Origin of the sequence: Vibrio sp. Vb2960 (assembly GCF_033337665.1) — a bacterium.
GTDB classification, from domain to species: Bacteria; Pseudomonadota; Gammaproteobacteria; order Enterobacterales; family Vibrionaceae; genus Vibrio; species Vibrio alginolyticus.
The window spans coordinates 1-18,975 of sequence record NZ_JAWORD010000002.1 but is presented as its reverse complement, the minus strand read 5'-3'; the positions used below and the strand labels follow the sequence as shown (position 1 = coordinate 18,975).

General features: G+C 44.8%; 18 protein-coding genes. 10 read left to right on the top strand and 8 right to left on the bottom strand.

The features are described 5' to 3' along the window. Nucleotides 1-185: 185 nt before the first annotated feature. Together ahpF and R7O03_RS02115 are read left to right on the top strand one after the other, a co-directional pair. The gene (gene ahpF / locus R7O03_RS02120; RefSeq protein ID WP_005374617.1) at nt 186-1,754 is read left to right on the top strand and encodes an alkyl hydroperoxide reductase subunit F; all 1,569 of its coding nucleotides are present in this window, start codon (nt 186-188) and stop codon (nt 1,752-1,754) included. A 1,237-nt stretch (nt 1,755-2,991) separates the two neighbouring features. Continuing rightward, entirely contained in the window at nt 2,992-3,411 is a 420-nt protein-coding gene (locus R7O03_RS02115) for a VOC family protein (RefSeq protein WP_005374615.1), read from the top strand. Nucleotides 3,412-3,490: 79 nt separating this feature from the next. Here R7O03_RS02115 and R7O03_RS02110 read toward each other — a convergent pair whose 3' ends face one another. Both R7O03_RS02110 and R7O03_RS02105 read right to left on the bottom strand, forming a co-directional pair. After that, the gene (locus R7O03_RS02110; RefSeq protein WP_053303948.1) at nt 3,491-4,030 is read right to left on the bottom strand and encodes a CAP domain-containing protein; all 540 of its coding nucleotides are present in this window, start codon (nt 4,028-4,030) and stop codon (nt 3,491-3,493) included. 127 nt (nt 4,031-4,157) lie between these two features. After that, a complete protein-coding gene (locus R7O03_RS02105; protein WP_017820076.1) occupies nt 4,158-5,114 on the bottom strand; it encodes a LysR family transcriptional regulator in 957 nt (318 codons plus the stop codon). Between the two features lie 126 nt (nt 5,115-5,240). Here R7O03_RS02105 and R7O03_RS02100 point away from each other — a divergent pair, with 126 nt between their 5' ends. From R7O03_RS02100 to R7O03_RS02090, 3 genes are all read left to right on the top strand, one after another. Continuing rightward, entirely contained in the window at nt 5,241-5,927 is a 687-nt protein-coding gene (locus tag R7O03_RS02100; protein WP_005374612.1) for a DJ-1/PfpI family protein, read from the top strand. Between the two features lie 120 nt (nt 5,928-6,047). Then, nucleotides 6,048-6,578 (top strand): sigma-70 family RNA polymerase sigma factor, encoded by a 531-nt coding sequence (locus tag R7O03_RS02095; RefSeq protein WP_255209459.1) that lies wholly within the window; start codon nt 6,048-6,050, stop codon nt 6,576-6,578. Nucleotides 6,579-6,744: 166 nt separating this feature from the next. After that, nucleotides 6,745-7,440, top strand: a complete 696-nt coding sequence (locus R7O03_RS02090; protein ID WP_053303949.1) for a VC0807 family protein — start codon at nt 6,745-6,747, stop codon at nt 7,438-7,440. Between the two features lie 73 nt (nt 7,441-7,513). Here the strand turns inward: R7O03_RS02090 and R7O03_RS02085 are convergent, their stop codons facing one another. Further along, nucleotides 7,514-8,506, bottom strand: a complete 993-nt coding sequence (locus R7O03_RS02085) for a zinc-dependent alcohol dehydrogenase family protein (protein WP_053303950.1) — start codon at nt 8,504-8,506, stop codon at nt 7,514-7,516. Between the two features lie 88 nt (nt 8,507-8,594). Continuing rightward, complete coding sequence (locus R7O03_RS02080) at nt 8,595-9,410, bottom strand: AraC family transcriptional regulator (protein ID WP_053303951.1); 816 nt, start codon at nt 9,408-9,410, stop codon at nt 8,595-8,597. 111 nt (nt 9,411-9,521) lie between these two features. Here R7O03_RS02080 and R7O03_RS02075 point away from each other — a divergent pair, with 111 nt between their 5' ends. Then, the gene (locus R7O03_RS02075) at nt 9,522-10,226 is read left to right on the top strand and encodes an MOSC domain-containing protein (protein WP_053303952.1); all 705 of its coding nucleotides are present in this window, start codon (nt 9,522-9,524) and stop codon (nt 10,224-10,226) included. A gap of 54 nt (nt 10,227-10,280) precedes the next feature. On the opposite strand, the gene R7O03_RS02070 is transcribed toward R7O03_RS02075, so the two are convergent. Then, complete coding sequence (locus R7O03_RS02070; RefSeq protein WP_053303953.1) at nt 10,281-11,519, bottom strand: DEAD/DEAH box helicase; 1,239 nt, start codon at nt 11,517-11,519, stop codon at nt 10,281-10,283. A gap of 264 nt (nt 11,520-11,783) precedes the next feature. Then, nucleotides 11,784-12,785, bottom strand: coding sequence for an arginine deiminase-related protein (locus R7O03_RS02065; protein ID WP_005383547.1), 1,002 nt, complete (start codon nt 12,783-12,785; stop codon nt 11,784-11,786). Between the two features lie 404 nt (nt 12,786-13,189). Here R7O03_RS02065 and R7O03_RS02060 point away from each other — a divergent pair, with 404 nt between their 5' ends. Beyond that, nucleotides 13,190-15,040 (top strand): ABC transporter ATP-binding protein, encoded by a 1,851-nt coding sequence (locus R7O03_RS02060; RefSeq protein ID WP_318131377.1) that lies wholly within the window; start codon nt 13,190-13,192, stop codon nt 15,038-15,040. Between the two features lie 591 nt (nt 15,041-15,631). After that, the gene (locus R7O03_RS02055; RefSeq protein ID WP_005383549.1) at nt 15,632-16,339 is read left to right on the top strand and encodes a DUF445 domain-containing protein; all 708 of its coding nucleotides are present in this window, start codon (nt 15,632-15,634) and stop codon (nt 16,337-16,339) included. Nucleotides 16,340-16,441: 102 nt separating this feature from the next. Here R7O03_RS02055 and R7O03_RS02050 read toward each other — a convergent pair whose 3' ends face one another. Both R7O03_RS02050 and R7O03_RS02045 read right to left on the bottom strand, forming a co-directional pair. Beyond that, nucleotides 16,442-16,918, bottom strand: a complete 477-nt coding sequence (locus R7O03_RS02050; RefSeq protein ID WP_005374595.1) for an Lrp/AsnC family transcriptional regulator — start codon at nt 16,916-16,918, stop codon at nt 16,442-16,444. A gap of 292 nt (nt 16,919-17,210) precedes the next feature. Next, a complete protein-coding gene (locus R7O03_RS02045; protein WP_081007959.1) occupies nt 17,211-17,459 on the bottom strand; it encodes a hypothetical protein in 249 nt (82 codons plus the stop codon). Nucleotides 17,460-17,817: 358 nt separating this feature from the next. Between R7O03_RS02045 and R7O03_RS02040 the strand changes: the two genes are divergently transcribed. Together R7O03_RS02040 and R7O03_RS02035 are read left to right on the top strand one after the other, a co-directional pair. Then, nucleotides 17,818-18,351 (top strand): GNAT family N-acetyltransferase, encoded by a 534-nt coding sequence (locus R7O03_RS02040; RefSeq protein ID WP_054578586.1) that lies wholly within the window; start codon nt 17,818-17,820, stop codon nt 18,349-18,351. Nucleotides 18,352-18,369: 18 nt separating this feature from the next. Beyond that, nucleotides 18,370-18,804: a hypothetical protein gene (locus tag R7O03_RS02035; protein WP_318131376.1), complete on the top strand. Its 435-nt coding sequence runs from the start codon at nt 18,370-18,372 to the stop codon at nt 18,802-18,804. Nucleotides 18,805-18,975: the final 171 nt, after the last annotated feature.

Genomic DNA, 18,975 nt, shown 5'->3' with positions numbered 1-18,975 from the left:
GCCTATCTGAATAAGTAGGTGTGCAGTAATTGCGTAGAAAAAATCGTTTAGAACCAGGCATAGGTTTTCGATAGCTAGTTACTCTAACTACAAAATCTATAACGCAGTTATCAACGATTTTAGCTAGCAAGAATGAACAAATACTTGTTTTGATTGGTAACTATTTAATTAAGGTAGTAACAACTATGTTAGACCAAGCGATCCAACAACAACTCAAACAATATCTGGCTAATGTAAAAGAAGAAGTTCGTTTAGTGGTTAGTCTAGATGAAAGCAAAGCATCGAATGACATTTTGTCTCTAGCGAACCAAATCGCAGAGATGAGCGACCTAATCACCGTTGAACGTGACGACAACGCAAGCGCACGTAAACCAGTGATGGCGGTAACTAACCCAGCTAAAGGCACAGCACTACGCTTTGCAGGCTTGCCAATGGGTCACGAATTTACCTCTCTAGTATTGGCACTGCTTCACTCTGGCGGTCACCCAATCAAACTAGAACCAGAAGTGATTGAGCAAATAGCAGCACTAGACAAAGATCTAGACGTAGAAATCTTCATTTCACTGTCGTGTCAAAACTGTCCGGACGTGGTTCAAGCGTTCAACATGATGGCGGCAATCAACCCGAAAGTAAAAGCAACCATGATCGACGGTGGCTTGTTCCAAGATGAAGTGAAACAACGCGACATCATGGCAGTACCAAGCGTATTCGTGAACGGTGAGCTATTCGGTCAAGGTCGTATGTCTCTGACTGAAATCCTAAACAAAGTGGATGACGGCGCGAGCGAGAAAGCGGCGAAAGCACTGAGCGAAAAAGACCCATATGACGTACTTGTTGTCGGCGGTGGTCCTGGTGGTAGCGCAGCTGCACTATACGCTGCTCGTAAAGGTATTCGTACTGGCGTTGTTGCTAAGCGTTTTGGTGGTCAGGTTATGGACACCATGGCAATTGAGAACTTCATTTCGGTAAAACGTACTGAAGGTCCAAAACTAGCAACTGACCTAGCAGAACACCTAAAAGAATACGACGTAGATGTCGTGACTGAGCAACAAGCTGAGAAGCTAATGGGCGCAGCACACACAGAAGACGGTTTGATTCACATCCAACTTGAAAGCGGCGCAACACTGAAAAGTAAGAGTGTCATCCTAAGCCCTGGTGCACGCTGGCGTGAAATGAACGTTCCGGGTGAGCAAGAGTACCGCAACAAAGGCGTCGCGTACTGCCCACACTGTGACGGCCCACTGTTCAAAGGCAAGAAAACCGCAGTTATCGGTGGTGGTAACTCAGGCATCGAAGCGGCTATCGACCTTGCTGGTATCGTAGAACACGTAACGGTTCTTGAATTTGCAGACGTACTTCGCGCAGACCAAGTGCTTATCGACAAAGCGAACTCACTACCAAACGTAGACATCATCACGATGGCGCAAACTACTGAAGTTGTGGGCGACGGTACTCGCGTAACAAGCTTGAAGTACAAAGACCGCAACACAGATGAAATCAAAGAGATTGAGCTGTCAGGTATCTTTGTTCAAATCGGTCTAGTACCGAACACAGAATGGCTAAAAGATTCAGAAGTAGCCCTATCTGAGCGCGGCGAAATCGAAGTCGGTAGTCGTGGCGATACTAGCCTAGAAGGTGTATTCGCAGCTGGTGACGCAACAACCGTTCCTTACAAACAGATCATCATTGCGATGGGTGAAGGTGCAAAAGCAAGCTTAGGCGCATTTGACTACCTAATCCGTAAGCAAGGTTAATCTCCAATTTCTTGAGCACAAAGCGCACGGTGCTGTGTTTTCTTCCCCGGAAAACCAATCGGGGCACCGTGACAGCGATGAGTAACAAGAAATACAATCAAAAAACCTAGAAGCCCAAAGACTTTGCCAGCAGGTACTACTGCTGGCTTTTTTGGTTTGGGGAGAGGTGTAAGCAAATCCCTCAGCGCTCCGAGTTCAAACTGGAGGGAATGGCTCTACAATCACGGATAATTCAGTTCACTCCACCAGCATCACAACGCGCTGCGAATAGATTCTGAATACTCGCTTAGGCTCCTTCAGAATGACGCTGTTCGTTTAGCGTTCTCTCCCCGTCATTCCCGCGAACCTAGGTGAGACTGGGAATCTACTCACCGTAAACTCGATCGAAAATGAGTAGCACGAACAAACAAAAGGTGAAACAAGGTTGCAAGCACCTAACCCAACATTCAACCTCAAACCAGCAACCCCACCTAACCTCCCCTTGTATCAAACTCCGAAGCTCTCAACACGCAGAGATCAAAAGGGAGGAACTGGTTCTGTGCTCGCGGATAATTCAATTCACAACGCAACATAACAACACACTGAAAGTAGATTCTGAATACTCGCTTAGGCTCCTTCAGAATGACGCTGCTCGTTTAGCTCTCTTTCCGTCATTCCCGCGAACCTAGGTGAGACTCGGAATCTACTCACCGTAAACTCGATCGAAAATGAGTAGCACGAACAAACAAAAGGTGAAACAAGGTTGCAAGCACCTTACCCAACATTCAACCAGCAACCCCACCTAACCTCCCCTTGTATCAAACTCCGAAGCTCTCAACACGCAGAGCTCAAAAGGGAGGAACTGGTTCTGTGCTCGCGGATAGTTCAATTCACAACGCAACATAACAACACACTGAAAGTAGATTCTGAATACTCGCTTAGGCTCTTTCAGAATGACGCTCTTCGTTTAGCACTCTCTTTCCGTCATTCCCGCGAACCTAGGTGAGGCTGGGAATCTACTCACCACAAACTCGATCGAAATTGATTAGCAAGAACACGAACAAACAAAAGGTGAAACAAGGTTGCAAGCCCCTAACCCAGCTCTCAGATTCAAAGCACCAAACCCACCGAATCTCTCAATGTATCCAGCTCCAAAGATATCAACCCTAAAAAATTTTAAAAAAGCCCTTTACCTCAACTTAACTTGAGGTTTTAGCATATTCATCGTTGGCTAGAAAATGACAAAAAGGAGCACCTCATGATCCAACTAGAACATATTAACTTAGTCGTGAAAGATATCCCTGAAATGCTGAAGTTTTACCAAACTGCATTTCCACATTGGTACGTGCGTGATGAAGGTAAAGGCGAATGGAGTGGCAAACCAAGAAACTGGCTACATTTTGGCGACGAGTATCAATACATAGCCATGAGTGACCACGGCGAAGGAGAAAACCGCGAGTTGAGCGGGCACCAAGTTGGGCTAGCGCATTTTGCTTATGTGACCAACAACGTCGATGCAATCATCAAAAGACTAACCGATGCAGGTTATCCGATTGCCCAACCTGGGGCTGATGAGCCATACCGCAAGAATGTGTATTTTGTTGACCCTGCCGGTTTTGAGATTGAATTTGTTGAATACCTGGCGGATGACCCAAAACTTCGTAACCTGACAAGCTAAAAGAGATGTAAATAATAAAACGCCAGCAGATAGTGACTGCTGGCGTTTTATTTTTTATCTATCGGGCTTCTTTATCTCATTAGCGCTGTTTGGCAAAAACCTGAGTCCAGTAATACCCGTAGCTTGCAGAGTGATTTTCGACAAGCGACGCGCCCATCTGATCGAAATCCGCACTCATGATATTGAGGCAGTGACCTTCACTCGATAACCAAGCATTCACGACGGCGTTAATGGTGCTTTGCCCTACGGCGACATTCTCACCAATGGCGCTCCAAGCATAACCCGTTGCGTTAACTCGATCTGACATTTTGCTGCCATCAGAGCCTGTGTGGCTCATGAAATCGCTGTTCGCCATATCGCTTGAATGTCGATAAGCGGCGCTTTCCAAATCGTAGCTCCAAGTCAGGGCCCCTACAGGTGGCATGGTGGTTGCGCCACACTGTTGTGTAGTAGAGCGGGCGCTGTTGACCGCTGCAAGCATCTGCTCGGCAAATGTGCCTTGTGACGATGTGGAACCTGTGTTTTGTGAGCCGCTTTCTGCTGGGGCTGACGACTCCCCATCGCCGCCACATGCGCTGAGAAGTAGGGCCAAAGCAGGCACTAAGATCTTAGTTGGCATTGTCTTTCCTTTATGAGTGACGAAGAGCAAACTGCGCTTTTCGATAATAACGCCCAATAAACTAACAAAAACCAATAAAAGCACCATATAGCTTAGGGATTTTTAACCAAAGACTCACATGAAGTTTTCAATCGCCTTGGTTCGGTCGATAAATCGGCAACGTTTCAGCCCAAGTATGGAATGGCGTTTCATCCATATCCTGTATTGCTTGAGTGATAAAATCGATGAACACCCTAACTCGGGCAGGCACATATTCCCGGTTGGCATAGAGAAGATACACGCCATTTCCTGCTTGGCGCATGCTCGGAAATATCGGCACTAAACGCCCCGCTTTAAGCCAGTCTCTCGCGATAAAATGAGGGATCTGAGTTAATCCTAAGCCTTCTGCGCAAAGCTCTGCCATGGATTCACCGTCATTTACAATGTAGTTTCTTTCGGGGTCATATTCACTCGCACCGTCTGGTTCTGGCATCCGAATCGGCAACAGTTTCCCCGTTTGTTTAAAACGAAAACGAACCCAAGAATGGTCATTGAATACATCCGGGCCACTCGGAACACCATGGCGCGCTAAGTAATCCTGACTGGCACAAATGATAAAATCGATAGGGCTCAACTGACGCACAATCAATTGACTATCGTGAACGACACCAGAGCGAATCGACACATCAATACCTTGCTCAATAATATCAACGTAGGCGTCATCGTAATGAATATCGATAGTGATGTTAGGGTAGCGGCGGCAAAACTCTTTTAATAAAGGACGAATATAGAGGCGACCGTACGAGACTGGCACATTAATCTTAAGCTGCCCTGAAAGCGCATCATTGTGACTTTTTAATGAATCCTCACATGCCGCCAGCTCTTCCAGTACAAACCTAGCAGTATTTGCGTACCGACGACCAGCTTCTGTCAGGCGGCTCTGTCGCGTAGAACGTTGAAAAAGCTGTATACCCAAATCGCTTTCGAGACGATGTATGGCTTTGCTCACGGTCGAAGGGTCAGTGCCATACACTTTGGCAGCCGCAGCAAAACTACCGCCATCTAAAGTGGCAATAAAAAATCGTAGGGACCGTATCTTATCCATATAACCAATGAACTCTATTCATGAATTTTATTCACTTTAGTAAAGACCAAGTGGCTCTTCAATCACTAATTAGCCTAAATATAATGGACCTCAATAACTTGATGCTCTGTTAGCGAGGAAAAAAACATGGGTAAAAACGGATTGAAGAATGCACTACAACTATTGATAGCGACACTAGTCCTATTCTTTGGGGTGCTTCAAACAGCACATGCCGCAGATAAACGAATTGGTATTCTGGTTTACGATGGCGTACTGACCTCTGATGTTACTGCGCCTTTAGAGGTTTTTGGCGTCGCAAGTCGTCTCACCTGGTTTAGTGATTATGACGTGCTCACCATTTCCGTCTCCGATCAGAAAACCATCACCACTGAAGAAGGATTAAAAATTGGTGTGGATGCTTGGATTGGTGATCTGCCGGAACTCGACGTACTGGTTTTAACATCCAGCTATGACATGGATGCACTAATCGAAAATAAAGATCTCATTCACTTTATTAAAACGACATCAAAGGCGGCAGATTGGATGGCAAGTAATTGCTCTGGCGCGTATTTGTTAGCCGAAGCTGGCCTTTTAAACGGTAAAAAAGCAACAACTTGGGCCGGAGGTGAAAACGGCTTTCAAAGAGATTACCCTGCTGTCAAAGTACAAGTCGACCAGAATTTTGTCATTGATGATGGCGTTATCACTTCGAACGGTAGCCTAGTTAGCTATCAAGCTGCTCTTAAGCTACTTCACCTTATGACTTCAGAGTCTAAAGCTCAGGAAGTCGCAGATGCCATCCAGTACTCACGCTTTTCCAACCAACCATTTTAAGCGTGTAAGAAAGAAATCAGAGTCACCCTTCGATATTTGGAAGGTTAACTCTTCGAATTTGTCTTCCTAATCGAACAACCCTTTTTATCACTGTAAAAGCGATAAAAAGGGTTGTCGTTCATCTGGCAGACACAACGTGCTCTCCAAACTTTTTATCTTAATGCTATGGAAAAACATAAACGTTACGAAGCACTGACGAAAGATCGATACCAAGAGATCTACCGTCTCGCGTATTGGTTATGCAAAGATCACCACCTTGCTCAAGATTTAGCGCAAGAAACCTTTCTGAAAGCGTGGCGATTCTTTGATAAATTAAATGACCCCAACGCCGCGAAGTCTTGGCTCATTACTATTTTGCGTCGTGAGAATGCTCGGCGCTTTGATAGAAAACAGTACGATTTTGTCGACATTGATGAGTGTGCAATACAGACAAAAACCTACCCTGGCAGTGACTACGACATGGCCCAAGATTGGCTTCAAAAACAAATGATGATTCTCGAACCCAAATACCGAGAGCCGTTGCTCTTGAGCTTAGTGGCTGGGTTGAATCATGATGAAATTGCCCAAGCCTTGAGGCTCAACCACAACACAGTGGCGACTCGATTATTCAGAGCGCGTAATCAGATCATCGCACAGAAGGAGAGTCATTAAGACACAAAAAGTAGTCAACCATGTAAACTAACTGGCTATGCTCCGGTCTATTTCATAAGTCGTTACACAACTCGACGCTTTAACGCTTTACATCAAGCGCGACTAGATGAACACTTCTTGTCAAAGTACAATAACAGCCGACATAGAGTAGAGTCAGTAAAACATTATGAGTAACACGACGGCGAAAAAGCCGAATCCCTTATTTGAAATCCTTTTCAACGTATTTATCCCTTCCTTCATTTTGATGAAGTTTAGTGGCGATGAGCATCTAGGGACAGCAATGGCGCTGGTTGTCGCTTTGCTATTTCCTATCATTTATGGCGGTATGGACCTTGTCCGTAACAAGAAATTTAACTTTATTTCTGCTCTGGGCTTTATCAGTGTTCTACTAACTGGTGGCATCGGCTTGTTAGAGCTTGATACACGCTGGTTAGCACTAAAAGAAGCCCTGATTCCTGGCCTGATCGGTTTAGCGGTTTTGGGTTCAACGTTTACCCGCTACCCGCTGATGCAGAAGTTAGTACTGAATGACACAGTGTTGAACCTCGCGTTGATTAACCAACGTTTAAAAGAAAATGATAAAACCGATGCGTTCGAACGTTGCCTTATGTCTTCTAACTACCTGTTTGCAAGTACTTTTGCGTTCTCATCTGCAATGAACTACTTCCTTGCGACTTGGATTGTGACTAGCCCTTCTGGTACTGCTGCCTTTAACGAAGAGTTAGGAAAAATGACGCTGTACAGTTACCCAATGATTGCCATCCCAAGTATGTTGATGATGTTCGGTATTTTTTATTACATTTGGCGTCAAGTACGTGCGATGACATCGCTCGAAACAGAGCAAATCTTCCATCTAAAATAGCCCCATCATTACAAATAAACCCATAAAAAAGGGAGGATTTTATCCTCCCTTTTCTCAACAGGCTCACTGTAATTCACAGCGTCAAAATGATTTTTCCTGACACTGCAGACGAGCGTCGCTCAACCATTTCAATCGCTGTTTGAAAGTCCTCTAACGGCAGATCATATGCAACGTTTAACTTTATTTCGCTGCTAATAAAGTGTTCTAACATTTCAGCAAACACCGTCTTTCTCCCGCCTTTACCTACCGATTCTTCCCAATACCGCAAAAAGAATGTACTAAAGTCGATGTTGTTGGCCTTCATCGATTCAAAAAACTCAGGCGTATAAGGCGTTAACGACAATGTTCCGTAGTTGATGTATTGGCCGTTTTCTTTCATGGTACGAATAAGATCCGTGCCAGCGTCACCACCTATCGCGTCCAGAGCGACCGTTGGTTGTGGCAGTTGGCGCGTTTGCAGCTGCGCTTGTAAGTCTTTCTTCGCGTCCAACACTGGAATGGTATCGTACGGATACTCGTCTCGCTTTGAGGTCACAGCAATCAGTGCAAAACCCAGTGAATGGGCGAGCTGGGCAAATATCTTACCGATCGCTGACCCTGCTGCATTGATGATCACCACATCGTCTTTGTTCAACTTAGCTACTTTAGTGGTGATCACCCACGCGGTTAACGCGTTGATGTACAACTGGCAGGCATAGCCGTTCTCCAAACGTTCAGGTAGCGGAAAAAGATTCTCGGGCGAAGCATCTATGTAGTATTGCCAAGTCCCACTCATCGCCACCAACACTTTTTGCCCAACTTGAAGGTCAGTTTGACCGACTGCACTGACTTCCACCACACGCCCAACCGCTTCAAATCCCGGCACGCGAGGTGGTACGTGAACGCGGCGGTATTGCCCAACACCATGAATGGAAAGCAAGTCACTTGGGTTAATGTTTGTAGCTTCGAGTCTCACCCGAACCTTGCCCTGAGCAAGCGGTTTGAGGGGCTCTTTTTCCAACGACAGCGACGTTTTTGGTTGACCAAAACAGAATTGATTCACTCGAGTATTTATCGTTGGTGCCATTGTTATTCATACCATGTAATTGAAATTCAAAAAGGAAGTTTCGTAACTTCTACTCAAAAGCATTAAGTGAAGTCGAAACTCTGTATTTCTACCTGCGCGATGCGCCGTTCACTCTAAACTGTTGTGGCGTCATATCAAAATAGGCTTTAAATGCTTTGATGTAGGATGAGTCGTTTTGATAACCCACTAGGTCTGCAATGGCTTGGATTGGCAACGATTCATCTAACAAAGAAAGCGAGTAAATTAGCCGAATTTGTTGCCGCCAAAGCAGAAATGAAGTATTGAATTCCTTGGCGAACAACCGTGATAAAGTGCGCTCAGACGCCCCAATTTTCTCTCCCCAGTCTTTTAGCGAACAGCTCAACGCGGGCTCGTCGGTCAACTGCTCGAAAATCAGTTTTAGTCGTCTGTCTTGTGGTAGCAATAACTGAAATGTCTGCACGTTGCGTTTCAAAATTTGATCATGCAACACCGCCAGCAAATGCAGCACTTCTTCGTGGCTTGTCTCACCTTCACACTGTCTGCGGATCTCTTGTAAAAGCTCATTTAAAAACGGCGTTAAAGCAATGGTTCTCACTTGTGGCTCGTACGTTGCGCCAAACTCAGGGTTGAGGTAAATGCCAACAAATATCGTATTGCTTAGAGCAATCGACTCGTGTTGAACACCCGCAGGAACAAATAACGCAGAGGTGTGCGGAACCAAATGCTGATAATGCTCAGTTTGTGTTTGCAATAACCCTTTGATAGGAAAGATGATTTGATGCCAAGTGTGTTGATGCAGCGCATCAGTGTAACCTTTTGGCATGTCGATGGTTTTCACTAAAACAGGAGAATGGGGATTCGCGGCCATCATCTCATTGGAGGTGACGACGCCTGACTTCGAATCAATTTGGCGAGCTAGCATTGTTAGTTGTCTTTTCATCCCTATACCGACACAAGTTTACTAGGCTATCATGCTCCGCATCGCGAATGAAGGTAAACACTTTATCTCTCATTCAAATAATAAGGAGGTTACATGAAGAAAATCGGCGTCGTAAAAGCTGTGCTAGCAGGGAAAACCGTCCCTTATGCTCATGGTGCGCAAAGCGCAATCAACAAACAAGTGCTGCCTGAGCGCCAGCATGCAACAGAGCTCGGTTTTATCAGTGATGAGCAAGGTGATCCGCGCTTTCATGGTGGCATTCAAAAAGCGCTTCATATTTACCCAAGCGAACACTACCCAATCTGGCAACAAGAATTAGGCGAAAGACCAATTTTCCAATCCGCCGGCGGCTTTGGCGAAAACATCAGCTCCGAAGGCGTCACCGAATCCACGATTTGCTTGAAAGATAAAATTCGCATCGGCTCAACACTACTGGAAGTGTCGCAAGGTCGTATGCCTTGTTGGAAACTTAACGTACGCTTTGACCAACACGACATGGCGAGAAGACTGCAAGATACGCTTCGAACAGGCTGGTATTTCCGAGTGCTGGAAGAAGGCGATATCGGTGCAGGTGACGATATTATTCTGTGTGAAAGACCTTATCCAGAATGGCCATTGGCTCGCATCATGGGTGCGGTTTTCACTGGCTGTTTAGATAGAAAAGAACTCACTAAGCTGTCTGAGCTGCCGTTAGTCGAGTCTTGGGGCAAGCTGGTCGAGCGCCGTCTAGAAACTGGTGAAGTCGAAGATTGGGAAATGCGCTTGATTGGCCCAACTGCCGTTAATACTCAAAAGTAAAATTTGTAAGCCATGCTCTGAACCGACTATGCCGTCAAGAGCGTGTTTTTTGTTTTACTTCGCACTCGGGGCTGGGCGTTTCGACTTACCTTGAAACTGCTTAATGCTCTTCTTAGCATGAGTTCGACGGTTGGCTTTTTTATCGCGTGGCGCGCGTTTGCTCTCGCCAGTTGATGGCTTATCCGTTACTGGAAAGCCTGCCAGATCTTGCACTGGTAATGCACGTTGAGTCAGGTGACGAATCGCGCTTAGTGCGTCCATTTCACCATGACAAACCAATGACACCGCCACACCTTGTTCGCCTGCGCGAGCGGTGCGTCCTACTCGGTGAACATAGGTTTCTGCATGCATTGGCAGTTCAAAGTTGATCACTACAGGCAATTGCTCAATGTGAATGCCGCGCGCTAGTAGATCGGTGGCAATCAACACCTGAATTTGCCCAGATTTAAACTGCGCCAGTGCTTCTTCTCGCTCTGCTTGGCTCTTGTCACCATGCAGTGCATTGGTTGAGATGCCCGCTTTATTCAGCTTTTTCGCTAAGCCATCAGCATTCTCTTTCGCACCAATAAAGACTAACGCCTGAGTCCACGCGTTTTTTTGAATCAGTTCAATCAATGCCTTGGTTTTACTGCCTTTATTGACCATGTACAACGTTTCAACGATGTCTTGATTCGTGCTGTTTTCTTGATGCGCTGTGACTTGCTTTGGTGCCTGCATAAGCAGCTTCACTTTACTCTTCAACTCATCTGAAAACGTTGCCGAGAACATTGCGGTTTGGCGCTGATTGGAGGTTTGCATCGCGATGTTTTGAACATCAGGCCAAAAGCCCATATCCAACAGACGATCCGCTTCATCCAACACTAGGTAATGGATATTGCTTAAGTCTAAACCGTTGTTTGCCAGATCAACCAAACGACCTGTCGTCGCGACAAGGATATGAGGATTTGTCGCTAGCGCCTGCTGTTGTTGCTCTTTATCAACGCCGCCACACAAACACACTGCGTTGAGTTCAAGAACTTGACCAACTTGGTTAATTGCTTCACTCACTTGCATTGCCAGCTCACGAGTTGGCACAAGAATCAGCGCTTTTTGCTCTGGATTGACACCCAGCTTTTCCAACAAAGGCAAACCATAAGCAAGGGTTTTGCCGCTGCCTGTATTTGCCAAAGCCAATAGATCTTGACCAGCCAACAGCTCAGGAATGGCCAACGCTTGAATATCGGTCGGTTTCTTGAAGTCTTTTGGCAGGGCGTGAATCAGCTCAGAACTCAATGAGAGAGTAGAAAATGGCATTAGCGAAACCTTGTACTTTTGGTTGAAGAGGCAATAAAAACAATGAAGATGCGGTAAAACGCAGGCGCGGACTTTACCACAATCTGCTAGGTGAACCATCCTATTTTAGGCGCTTAAACCAAGCGTCGCCTACGCAAATCTTCAGAAAACTAAAAAGCGCAAAAAAGCCGTTAGTCTGTACTGCCACAGAGCTAACGGCTAAAAACCCTTGAAGAGAACGCTTCGTCAGCCTTTCACTGCGGCTGAAAAGAAATGTGCAGTTTATTAAAGCACAGCTTTACGATTCGGTAAGAACACTTCACCCAACATGCAACGAACCGAACCACCACCAATAGATTCTATGGTAGAAACGTCGAATGGCAGCAATTTACCGTGCGTTGCCAATTGGTTTCTTTGTGCTGGTGAGAATGCATCGTACGCCGATTGCGACATCGCAATCACCTTGTCGCCGTTGATCGTTTCCAGTTGCAGAATGTTACCGCAGAACTGGTTCATCTGTTCAAGCGAAATTGAGATGACTTGCTTGTCTTTGGCGAGTGACTTCATTACAAAACGACGCTCAAATTCTGGGATCACTTCGTCACAAATCACGCAAAACTGTTCGCCAACCGCCATCATCACATTGGTGTGATAAATCGGCGCACCAGACGGCAAACGAGTTTGGAAAGAAATCACTCGTTCATAGCCAATACGATCGGCGTAATCTTCTAAAACCAGACGATCACAACGTTGTGAGAGTGCGGCATAGACCGTTTTATTTAGGTGGTCAAACACCATCACACCCGTGCTTTCTAAATACGCTTGCTCGTCAAGATATTCAGTTAGACTGCTGCGTCGATGAACTTCTCGCCCTGCTTGCGCTAGTGCTGCCACAAGCGCATCGGGACGTACTTCTTTTTGACGGTTTTCACAGGCCATTGGAAAGGTGTACAACGTGCCATCTGGCGTAGTGCTAAACCAATTGTTTGGAAATACCGCGTCTGGCGTCGCAACATCTGAAGTTGGATAATCAAACTCAACAACTTGAACGCCCTCTTGACGCAGCGTTGCAACCATACTCGCGAACTCGGCCATTACTCGACGTGAGACTTCTTCTTGGCTGAGTGACACTTTATGTTGGAACTCATTATCTTGTGCGGTTTCTTCATTAAAACGAAACTCTTTCGGTGGCACCATCACTACGCAGTTTGCGGTTTGGCGCTGAGCACTTTGCGTGCTTTCTTCTTTCCCATTAGCAAATTGGGTCACTGATTCGTGTAATAGCATCCAATATATTCCTTATCACTAGAATGAGGAGATTGTAAATTTATTGTTAACTTCAGTTTTGCTGTTTTGACAATTAATTTAATTGCACAAAAGTGTTTTTTGCTGCATTAAGTTTATTTTTCCCTAAATTTTATTGTCACTTTGCAGGTTTAAGATTTTATGGCACCGTGATGAACATGATAAGAATTCATCATAAGAATCAGAACCATAGACAATCACACTCATAACCAACTAGTTACATTTAAGACACAATCGGTTAGACTATTTTTTCGCCCCTCTCGTCAATCGGTCTGCTTTATCGAGGAGCAGGCAAGAAACTCTCATACACGCGGTTTCGTCCAAAGCAGCGTGAATCGATGGATTTAGCCACCCCAAATGGCACTGTTTTAACTTTAGGATGAGTTATGTTTAAACGATTTGAAGGCTTTACAGAGCCGTTCCCCAAATCTACACCGGATCAGCCTCCTTCAGGGATGTTCGCTTTTCTGCGTTATTACACTCGTGGTTATGAAAAGCCTTTGATCATCATGTCTTTGATGGCCACAATTGTGGCTGTTGTTGAGGTAATGTTGTTTGGCGCCATGGGACAATTGGTTGATTGGTTGTCTACCAGCAATCCAGAAACGTTCTTACAAGACAACAAATCGGATTTGATTTTCTACGGAGCCTTATTGCTGGTTGTCATGCCTATATTGGTGATCTTGTACTCGTTGCTCGTTCATCAAACGTTATTGGGCAACTACCCAATGTCTATACGCTGGCTTGCACACCGGTATTTGCTCAATCAAAGCTTGAACTTCTATCAAGATGATTTTGCAGGCCGAGTCGCAACGAAAGTCATGCAAACCTCATTAGCGGTGCGCGAAACCGTGATGAAAGCTATGGATGTGTTTGTTTACGTTACGGTTTACTTCACCAGCATGATCATTATGTTAGCGACGGCAGACTGGCGTTTGATGATCCCAATGATCGTCTGGCTACTCGCTTACATCGCTATCCAAATCTATTTTGTCCCTAAGCTCAAAGACGTCGCTTCAGCGCAGGCCGATGCACGTTCGACAATGACAGGGCGCATCGTCGACAGTTATACCAATATTCAAACCGTCAAACTGTTTTCTCATAGCCAGCGCGAAACCCAATATGCCGAGCAAGGCATGAAAGGATTTTTGAATACGGTCTATCGTCAAATGCGCCTAGTGACCGGCTTCGACGTCGCTGTAGAGATCTCAAACTATATTTTGGTCTTTTCCGTTGCTGCTTTATCGATTTACCTGTGGTTGGATAGTGCCATTAGCGTTGGCGCGATTGCGATTGCTGTTAGTCTTGCATTGCGTGTAAACGGTATGTCGATGTGGATTATGTGGGAAGTTGGCGCCCTCTTTGAAAACATGGGAACCGTTGTCGATGGAATGAAAACGCTCTCTAAGCCTATTGATATTAAAGATAAACCAGGCGCAAAAGACTTAGTAGTCACTGAAGGTGGCATTCACTTTGATAACGTCAGCTTCCATTACGGTGAGAACAAAGGCGTAATTAGCCATCTCGATCTCAACATCAAACCAGGAGAGAAAGTAGGCTTGGTTGGGCGCTCCGGCGCCGGAAAATCGACTTTGGTGAACTTGTTACTTCGTTTCCACGATGTCGAAGACGGCAGCATTAAGATCGATGGACAGAACATCTCAGAAGTCACACAAGACTCTTTGCGTTCAAAGATCGGTATGGTGACCCAAGATACTTCTCTGCTACACCGTTCAATTCGTGACAATATTTTGTATGGCAATCCAGATGCGACAGAAGAAGATTTGCTGAAAGCCACTAAGCAAGCGCATGCCCATGAGTTTATCGAAACTCTGACCGACCCATTTGGTAATGTCGGATACGATGCGCAAGTTGGTGAACGTGGTGTGAAACTGTCTGGCGGCCAACGTCAGCGTATCGCAATATCTCGTGTGCTACTCAAAGATGCACCATTGCTGGTACTGGATGAAGCAACATCGGCTCTGGATTCAGAAGTCGAAGCAGCGATTCAGGAAAGCTTGAATGAATTAATGCAAGGGAAAACGGTTATTGCTATCGCTCACCGATTATCGACCATAGCACAAATGGATAGCCTCATCGTGCTAGATAAAGGCAGCATCGTTGAACAAGGTTCTCATCAAGAACTCATTGCGAATAACGGTATTTACGCCCAGCTCTGGGCTCATCAAACTGGCGGATTTATCGCTGAAGAGCTAGACAATCAACACGCTTCTTAACGAGTGATAAGCTCAATAAAAACGGCGCTTTAAGCGCCGTTTTTTATTTTAATCCATGGCTAGACGCTCATATAGCCATTGTGGTTTCTCATATATGAAACACTCTCCATGATAAAGCTCACACTTTTTCTGCTAATATACCGCCTCGTTGCGTATCCATTGCAATGAACACAATACAGAGTATTGAGCCGTCTTCATTTGTCATTTCACTTTTTGAGAAACAGCTATACTCAATAGATGGCTTAGTTATTATATTAACAATAAGGTAATTAGCTTATGTGTAAATGTGGTTCAATGCAGATCGTACAACTCAAACCAAGTTGGGCTGACAAGCTATTTGGCTACTCAGAAAGATGGAAATGCCAACTTTGTTGTAAGATCTACCGCATCTAAAATTAAAAATAGAATCTTAGTTTTTCTAAGAAAAAGCAGTGGCCCGACAATGATTGTCGGGTTTTGTTTTTCTGTACATCCATTTTTATCCCTTCGCAACACGGTCACTCATCACGGCAAAACCTAGCATCTCAATGTGACTTAGGTATAGAATCAGGCCCACTTATTCTTTCCGATATTCACATATAACTGGTCACTATGAACAAAAGTTTGCTAACGAATGTCCTCGCTATCGCTTTGATGGCTGGAGGTCATCAATTACAAAACGACTATCTTTGGTATGCGGGGCTATTTGCGTTCTCAGGCGCCATCACCAACTGGCTTGCCATCCATATGCTGTTTGAGAAAGTGCCTGGATTATACGGTTCTGGCGTGATCCCCGCGCGATTTGAAGAGTTTAAACTGGCTATCAAAAACCTGATGATGGAACAGTTTTTTACTGAAGCGAACATTGACCGATTCTTGAATAAAGAAATGGCGGGCGGTGTGAACATCGATCTTCAACCAGTAATTGAGAAAGTAGATTTAAATCCAGCATTTGATTCCCTAGTGGAAGTAATTGAAGGCTCTCAGTTTGGTGGCATGCTAGCGATGTTTGGCGGCTCGGAAGCGCTACAACCCATGCGCCAACCTTTCGTCGAAAAGATGCAAGAATCCATCATTGAGTTGAGCAAGAGCGATAACATCAAAGAAGCACTGAAAGAGCAATTCGAATCTCCTGCAATGATGGATGAGATAAAGCAGAACATTGAAGGTATCATCGATCAACGTTTAAGCGAATTAACACCGGCATTAGTTAAAGAAATGGTGCAAAAGATGATCAAACAACACCTTGGCTGGCTAGTCGTTTGGGGCGGTGTTTTTGGTGGTTTAATTGGCGTTATCAGCACCTTTATCGGGGCATAATCGCTCACCGATTTATTAAAAAGGAGCTTCGGCTCCTTTTTTAATCGTGAAAAAGTAATATACCAAGCCACGCTAAATAAGGAGGATCAACACATGCCTCGCCTAACCAAGGAGCTCGGGATTAACACCAAATCCCGTTTTATGTTCTTCTATGACCACTTCACTACGAGTTTGAATCACGCCCGGAAGCGTGCCTAACTTGCTCGACATAAACTCCTGATACGCTTTCATGCTCTTAACACGAACTTTTATCATGGTATCGAAATCTCCAGAGAGCGAGTAGCACTCTTCAATTTCAGGCATCAATTCCACCGCTTTCGCAAACTTTTCAAAAATAGAAAAACTGGTTTGGTCTAAACGAATATGGATGAATACTTGCACATCCAGCCCCAACTTTTCCGCATTCAACTCCGCATGATAACCATTGATATACCCTTCTTTTTCTAGTCGCTTTACACGGTCAGAACATGGAGAAGTCGTTAAGTTAATCAGCTTTGCTAGTTCTACAACCGGAATTCTGCCTCTCGAATGAAGCACTCTCAAAATATGTAAATCAATCCGGTCCAATTGATAACTCATTAACCCACTTCCTTGTAACCACTTAGAAAGCATCACATTAATCGTTGCTCAAACAATTGCAAACCATCAAATGCACAGCATGTGAAATTCAGCAGAGAATAACCAGAAAACAACGAAGGAGGGAAAGAGCTATGATTATTGCCGCTCACTTAGTAACCGTGATATGAAGAGAAAAAGCAACCTATCGGCTCCCGCGGAGTCGCAAATTTGAAAGCGCATGACACGCCTGTATAGATATGTCGTTCGGGCAACGCCGCCCTATTTAGCCATTAATCATGGCTATCACTCAGAGTTAGAGTGCGGCCGATGTATGCCGTGCAGGATGTGGAACAACCTCTCCAATTGCACGATGATTACAACAACGGCAGTAGTATTGAGGCTCCATCTCGTAATAATGTTCACCTGATACAAATTTCGCCATCAGCTGTGTAAAACTCACCATTTTGCCTGTTAACGAGTCAACAGACTGAGGCTCGCAACGCTTCATAATCACTTTATGTTGCGTTGATTTTCTACAAGCTGCGCAATATATATCCGGCATTTCTCTTCTCCCTACTTTTTCGTCCTACTGACAATTGACATATTTTGTTCAAAATAATTCCACAATTAAAAAGCTCCTTTAATTTTTTGTGCCCTATCTTCAAAAAATTGAACGAAAGTATCAAAAAACTGAGACATTGGTCAGACCTCAACTTTTGTACCATCAATATGAGCAAACGTGCTTATGTGTGTAATAATACGACACATTACACATAAGCAATTGTTCGGGCTTATTATTTAGTAAGGCGCATGACAACTTTACAGCTGGCTAGATCGAGCTTTCGAGACGCCTTGTTATCTTGATTTATCTCGCAAACCAGTTGCTAGCAGCTATAGCCGTCTCATCAAGGAAGAAATGCATGACGATACAACCGATTCTTACTACCGAAAGACTCGTCCTCCGGCCATTCAATATCGATGACTGCCAACAAGTGGCTTTACTCGCTGGAGATAAGCGAATTGCCGACATGACAGCAAACATCCCTCATCCTTATGAGCGACCGATGGCGCAAGCATGGATAGATAGGCACGATCCGATGTATCAGCAGCATCAAGGCGTGGCGTACGCTATTACCTTGCGAAACACTGGTGAGTTACTTGGTGCAGTGAGTTTACCGTGTATCGAAGAGGGCTACGGTACATTAGGCTACTGGGTTGGCGTGCCACATTGGGGGAAAGGCTATGCATTCGAGGCCTCCAAAGCCTTACTCGAATTTGCTCGAATGCACTTTGAGTTAAACGGAATAACCGTGATGCATTTGGTGGACAATCAGCGTTCTAAATCGGTGATCCAAAAACTAAATATCCCTTACATCGGTGACAAAACATTGCGCATGCAAGGCAAAGAACGAAAGGTTTGTGTCTACCAACTCACGTTCGTCGCTTCTGAATAAAGTCGAGGAATATGTCGGATGATTATCCATGAAACTTCACAAAATCTGCCCAAGAACAACCCTTTCTTGCTAGGAACTTTATTGTTGTCGCTGTTCTATTTTTCCTACCTAGCAGACAAGGTCGTCGAGTTTGGACTCGTAGCACTCACAATAATAGGATTGAAACTGCTCTCAACGTACTTCACGCGCCGCGCGTTCAATCCTAAAACGCTAGATATCGATGCAAGCACCAACACCTTGAAGTACCGCCAGGGCTCAACGGTTTACTTCCGTCTACCTCTTGATGACATTGTCAAAGTCCAAATACAGAAAGAGTTCTTCTCTAGCAAAAGTTTGATGCTCTACACAGTCAACGACGCTTACCAAGTGCCGAATTCAGACAATTTCGATTCTCTACAGTTAAAGGATTTAATGAAACAACTTGAAGAGAGAATTGATGATCAATCTCGCTAAAACGAAAAGAGAAGACATTCTAGAATGTTGCCAATTTGGTCTCTAAATAGAAAGACAAAAAAGCCAGCAATAACGCTGGCTTTTCTCTGTGTTAGTGTGCCGTCCTAAATAAGGTTGACACTTTCCACCCCCCAAAATTGGAGAGTGTTATGAAATCAACAACTAAAAGAA

Excerpts from the sequence above, each read along its gene's own strand:
- R7O03_RS02105 (WP_017820076.1), bottom strand. The coding sequence starts at position 5,114 with ATGGATAAGATACGGTCCCTACGATTTTTTATTGCCACTTTAGATGGC.
- R7O03_RS02070 (WP_053303953.1), bottom strand. The coding sequence starts at position 11,519 with ATGCCATTTTCTACTCTCTCATTGAGTTCTGAGCTGATTCACGCCCTG.
- R7O03_RS02100 (WP_005374612.1), top strand. The coding sequence starts at position 5,241 with ATGGGTAAAAACGGATTGAAGAATGCACTACAACTATTGATAGCGACA.
- R7O03_RS02090 (WP_053303949.1), top strand. The coding sequence starts at position 6,745 with ATGAGTAACACGACGGCGAAAAAGCCGAATCCCTTATTTGAAATCCTT.
- R7O03_RS02050 (WP_005374595.1), bottom strand. The coding sequence starts at position 16,918 with ATGAGTTATCAATTGGACCGGATTGATTTACATATTTTGAGAGTGCTT.
- ahpF (WP_005374617.1), top strand. The coding sequence starts at position 186 with ATGTTAGACCAAGCGATCCAACAACAACTCAAACAATATCTGGCTAAT.
- R7O03_RS02110 (WP_053303948.1), bottom strand. The coding sequence starts at position 4,030 with ATGCCAACTAAGATCTTAGTGCCTGCTTTGGCCCTACTTCTCAGCGCA.
- R7O03_RS02115 (WP_005374615.1), top strand. The coding sequence starts at position 2,992 with ATGATCCAACTAGAACATATTAACTTAGTCGTGAAAGATATCCCTGAA.
- R7O03_RS02065 (WP_005383547.1), bottom strand. The coding sequence starts at position 12,785 with ATGCTATTACACGAATCAGTGACCCAATTTGCTAATGGGAAAGAAGAA.
- R7O03_RS02080 (WP_053303951.1), bottom strand. The coding sequence starts at position 9,410 with ATGCTAGCTCGCCAAATTGATTCGAAGTCAGGCGTCGTCACCTCCAAT.
- R7O03_RS02035 (WP_318131376.1), top strand. The coding sequence starts at position 18,370 with ATGATTATCCATGAAACTTCACAAAATCTGCCCAAGAACAACCCTTTC.
- R7O03_RS02055 (WP_005383549.1), top strand. The coding sequence starts at position 15,632 with ATGAACAAAAGTTTGCTAACGAATGTCCTCGCTATCGCTTTGATGGCT.
- R7O03_RS02075 (WP_053303952.1), top strand. The coding sequence starts at position 9,522 with ATGAAGAAAATCGGCGTCGTAAAAGCTGTGCTAGCAGGGAAAACCGTC.
- R7O03_RS02040 (WP_054578586.1), top strand. The coding sequence starts at position 17,818 with ATGACGATACAACCGATTCTTACTACCGAAAGACTCGTCCTCCGGCCA.
- R7O03_RS02045 (WP_081007959.1), bottom strand. The coding sequence starts at position 17,459 with ATGCCGGATATATATTGCGCAGCTTGTAGAAAATCAACGCAACATAAA.
- R7O03_RS02085 (WP_053303950.1), bottom strand. The coding sequence starts at position 8,506 with ATGGCACCAACGATAAATACTCGAGTGAATCAATTCTGTTTTGGTCAA.
- R7O03_RS02060 (WP_318131377.1), top strand. The coding sequence starts at position 13,190 with ATGTTTAAACGATTTGAAGGCTTTACAGAGCCGTTCCCCAAATCTACA.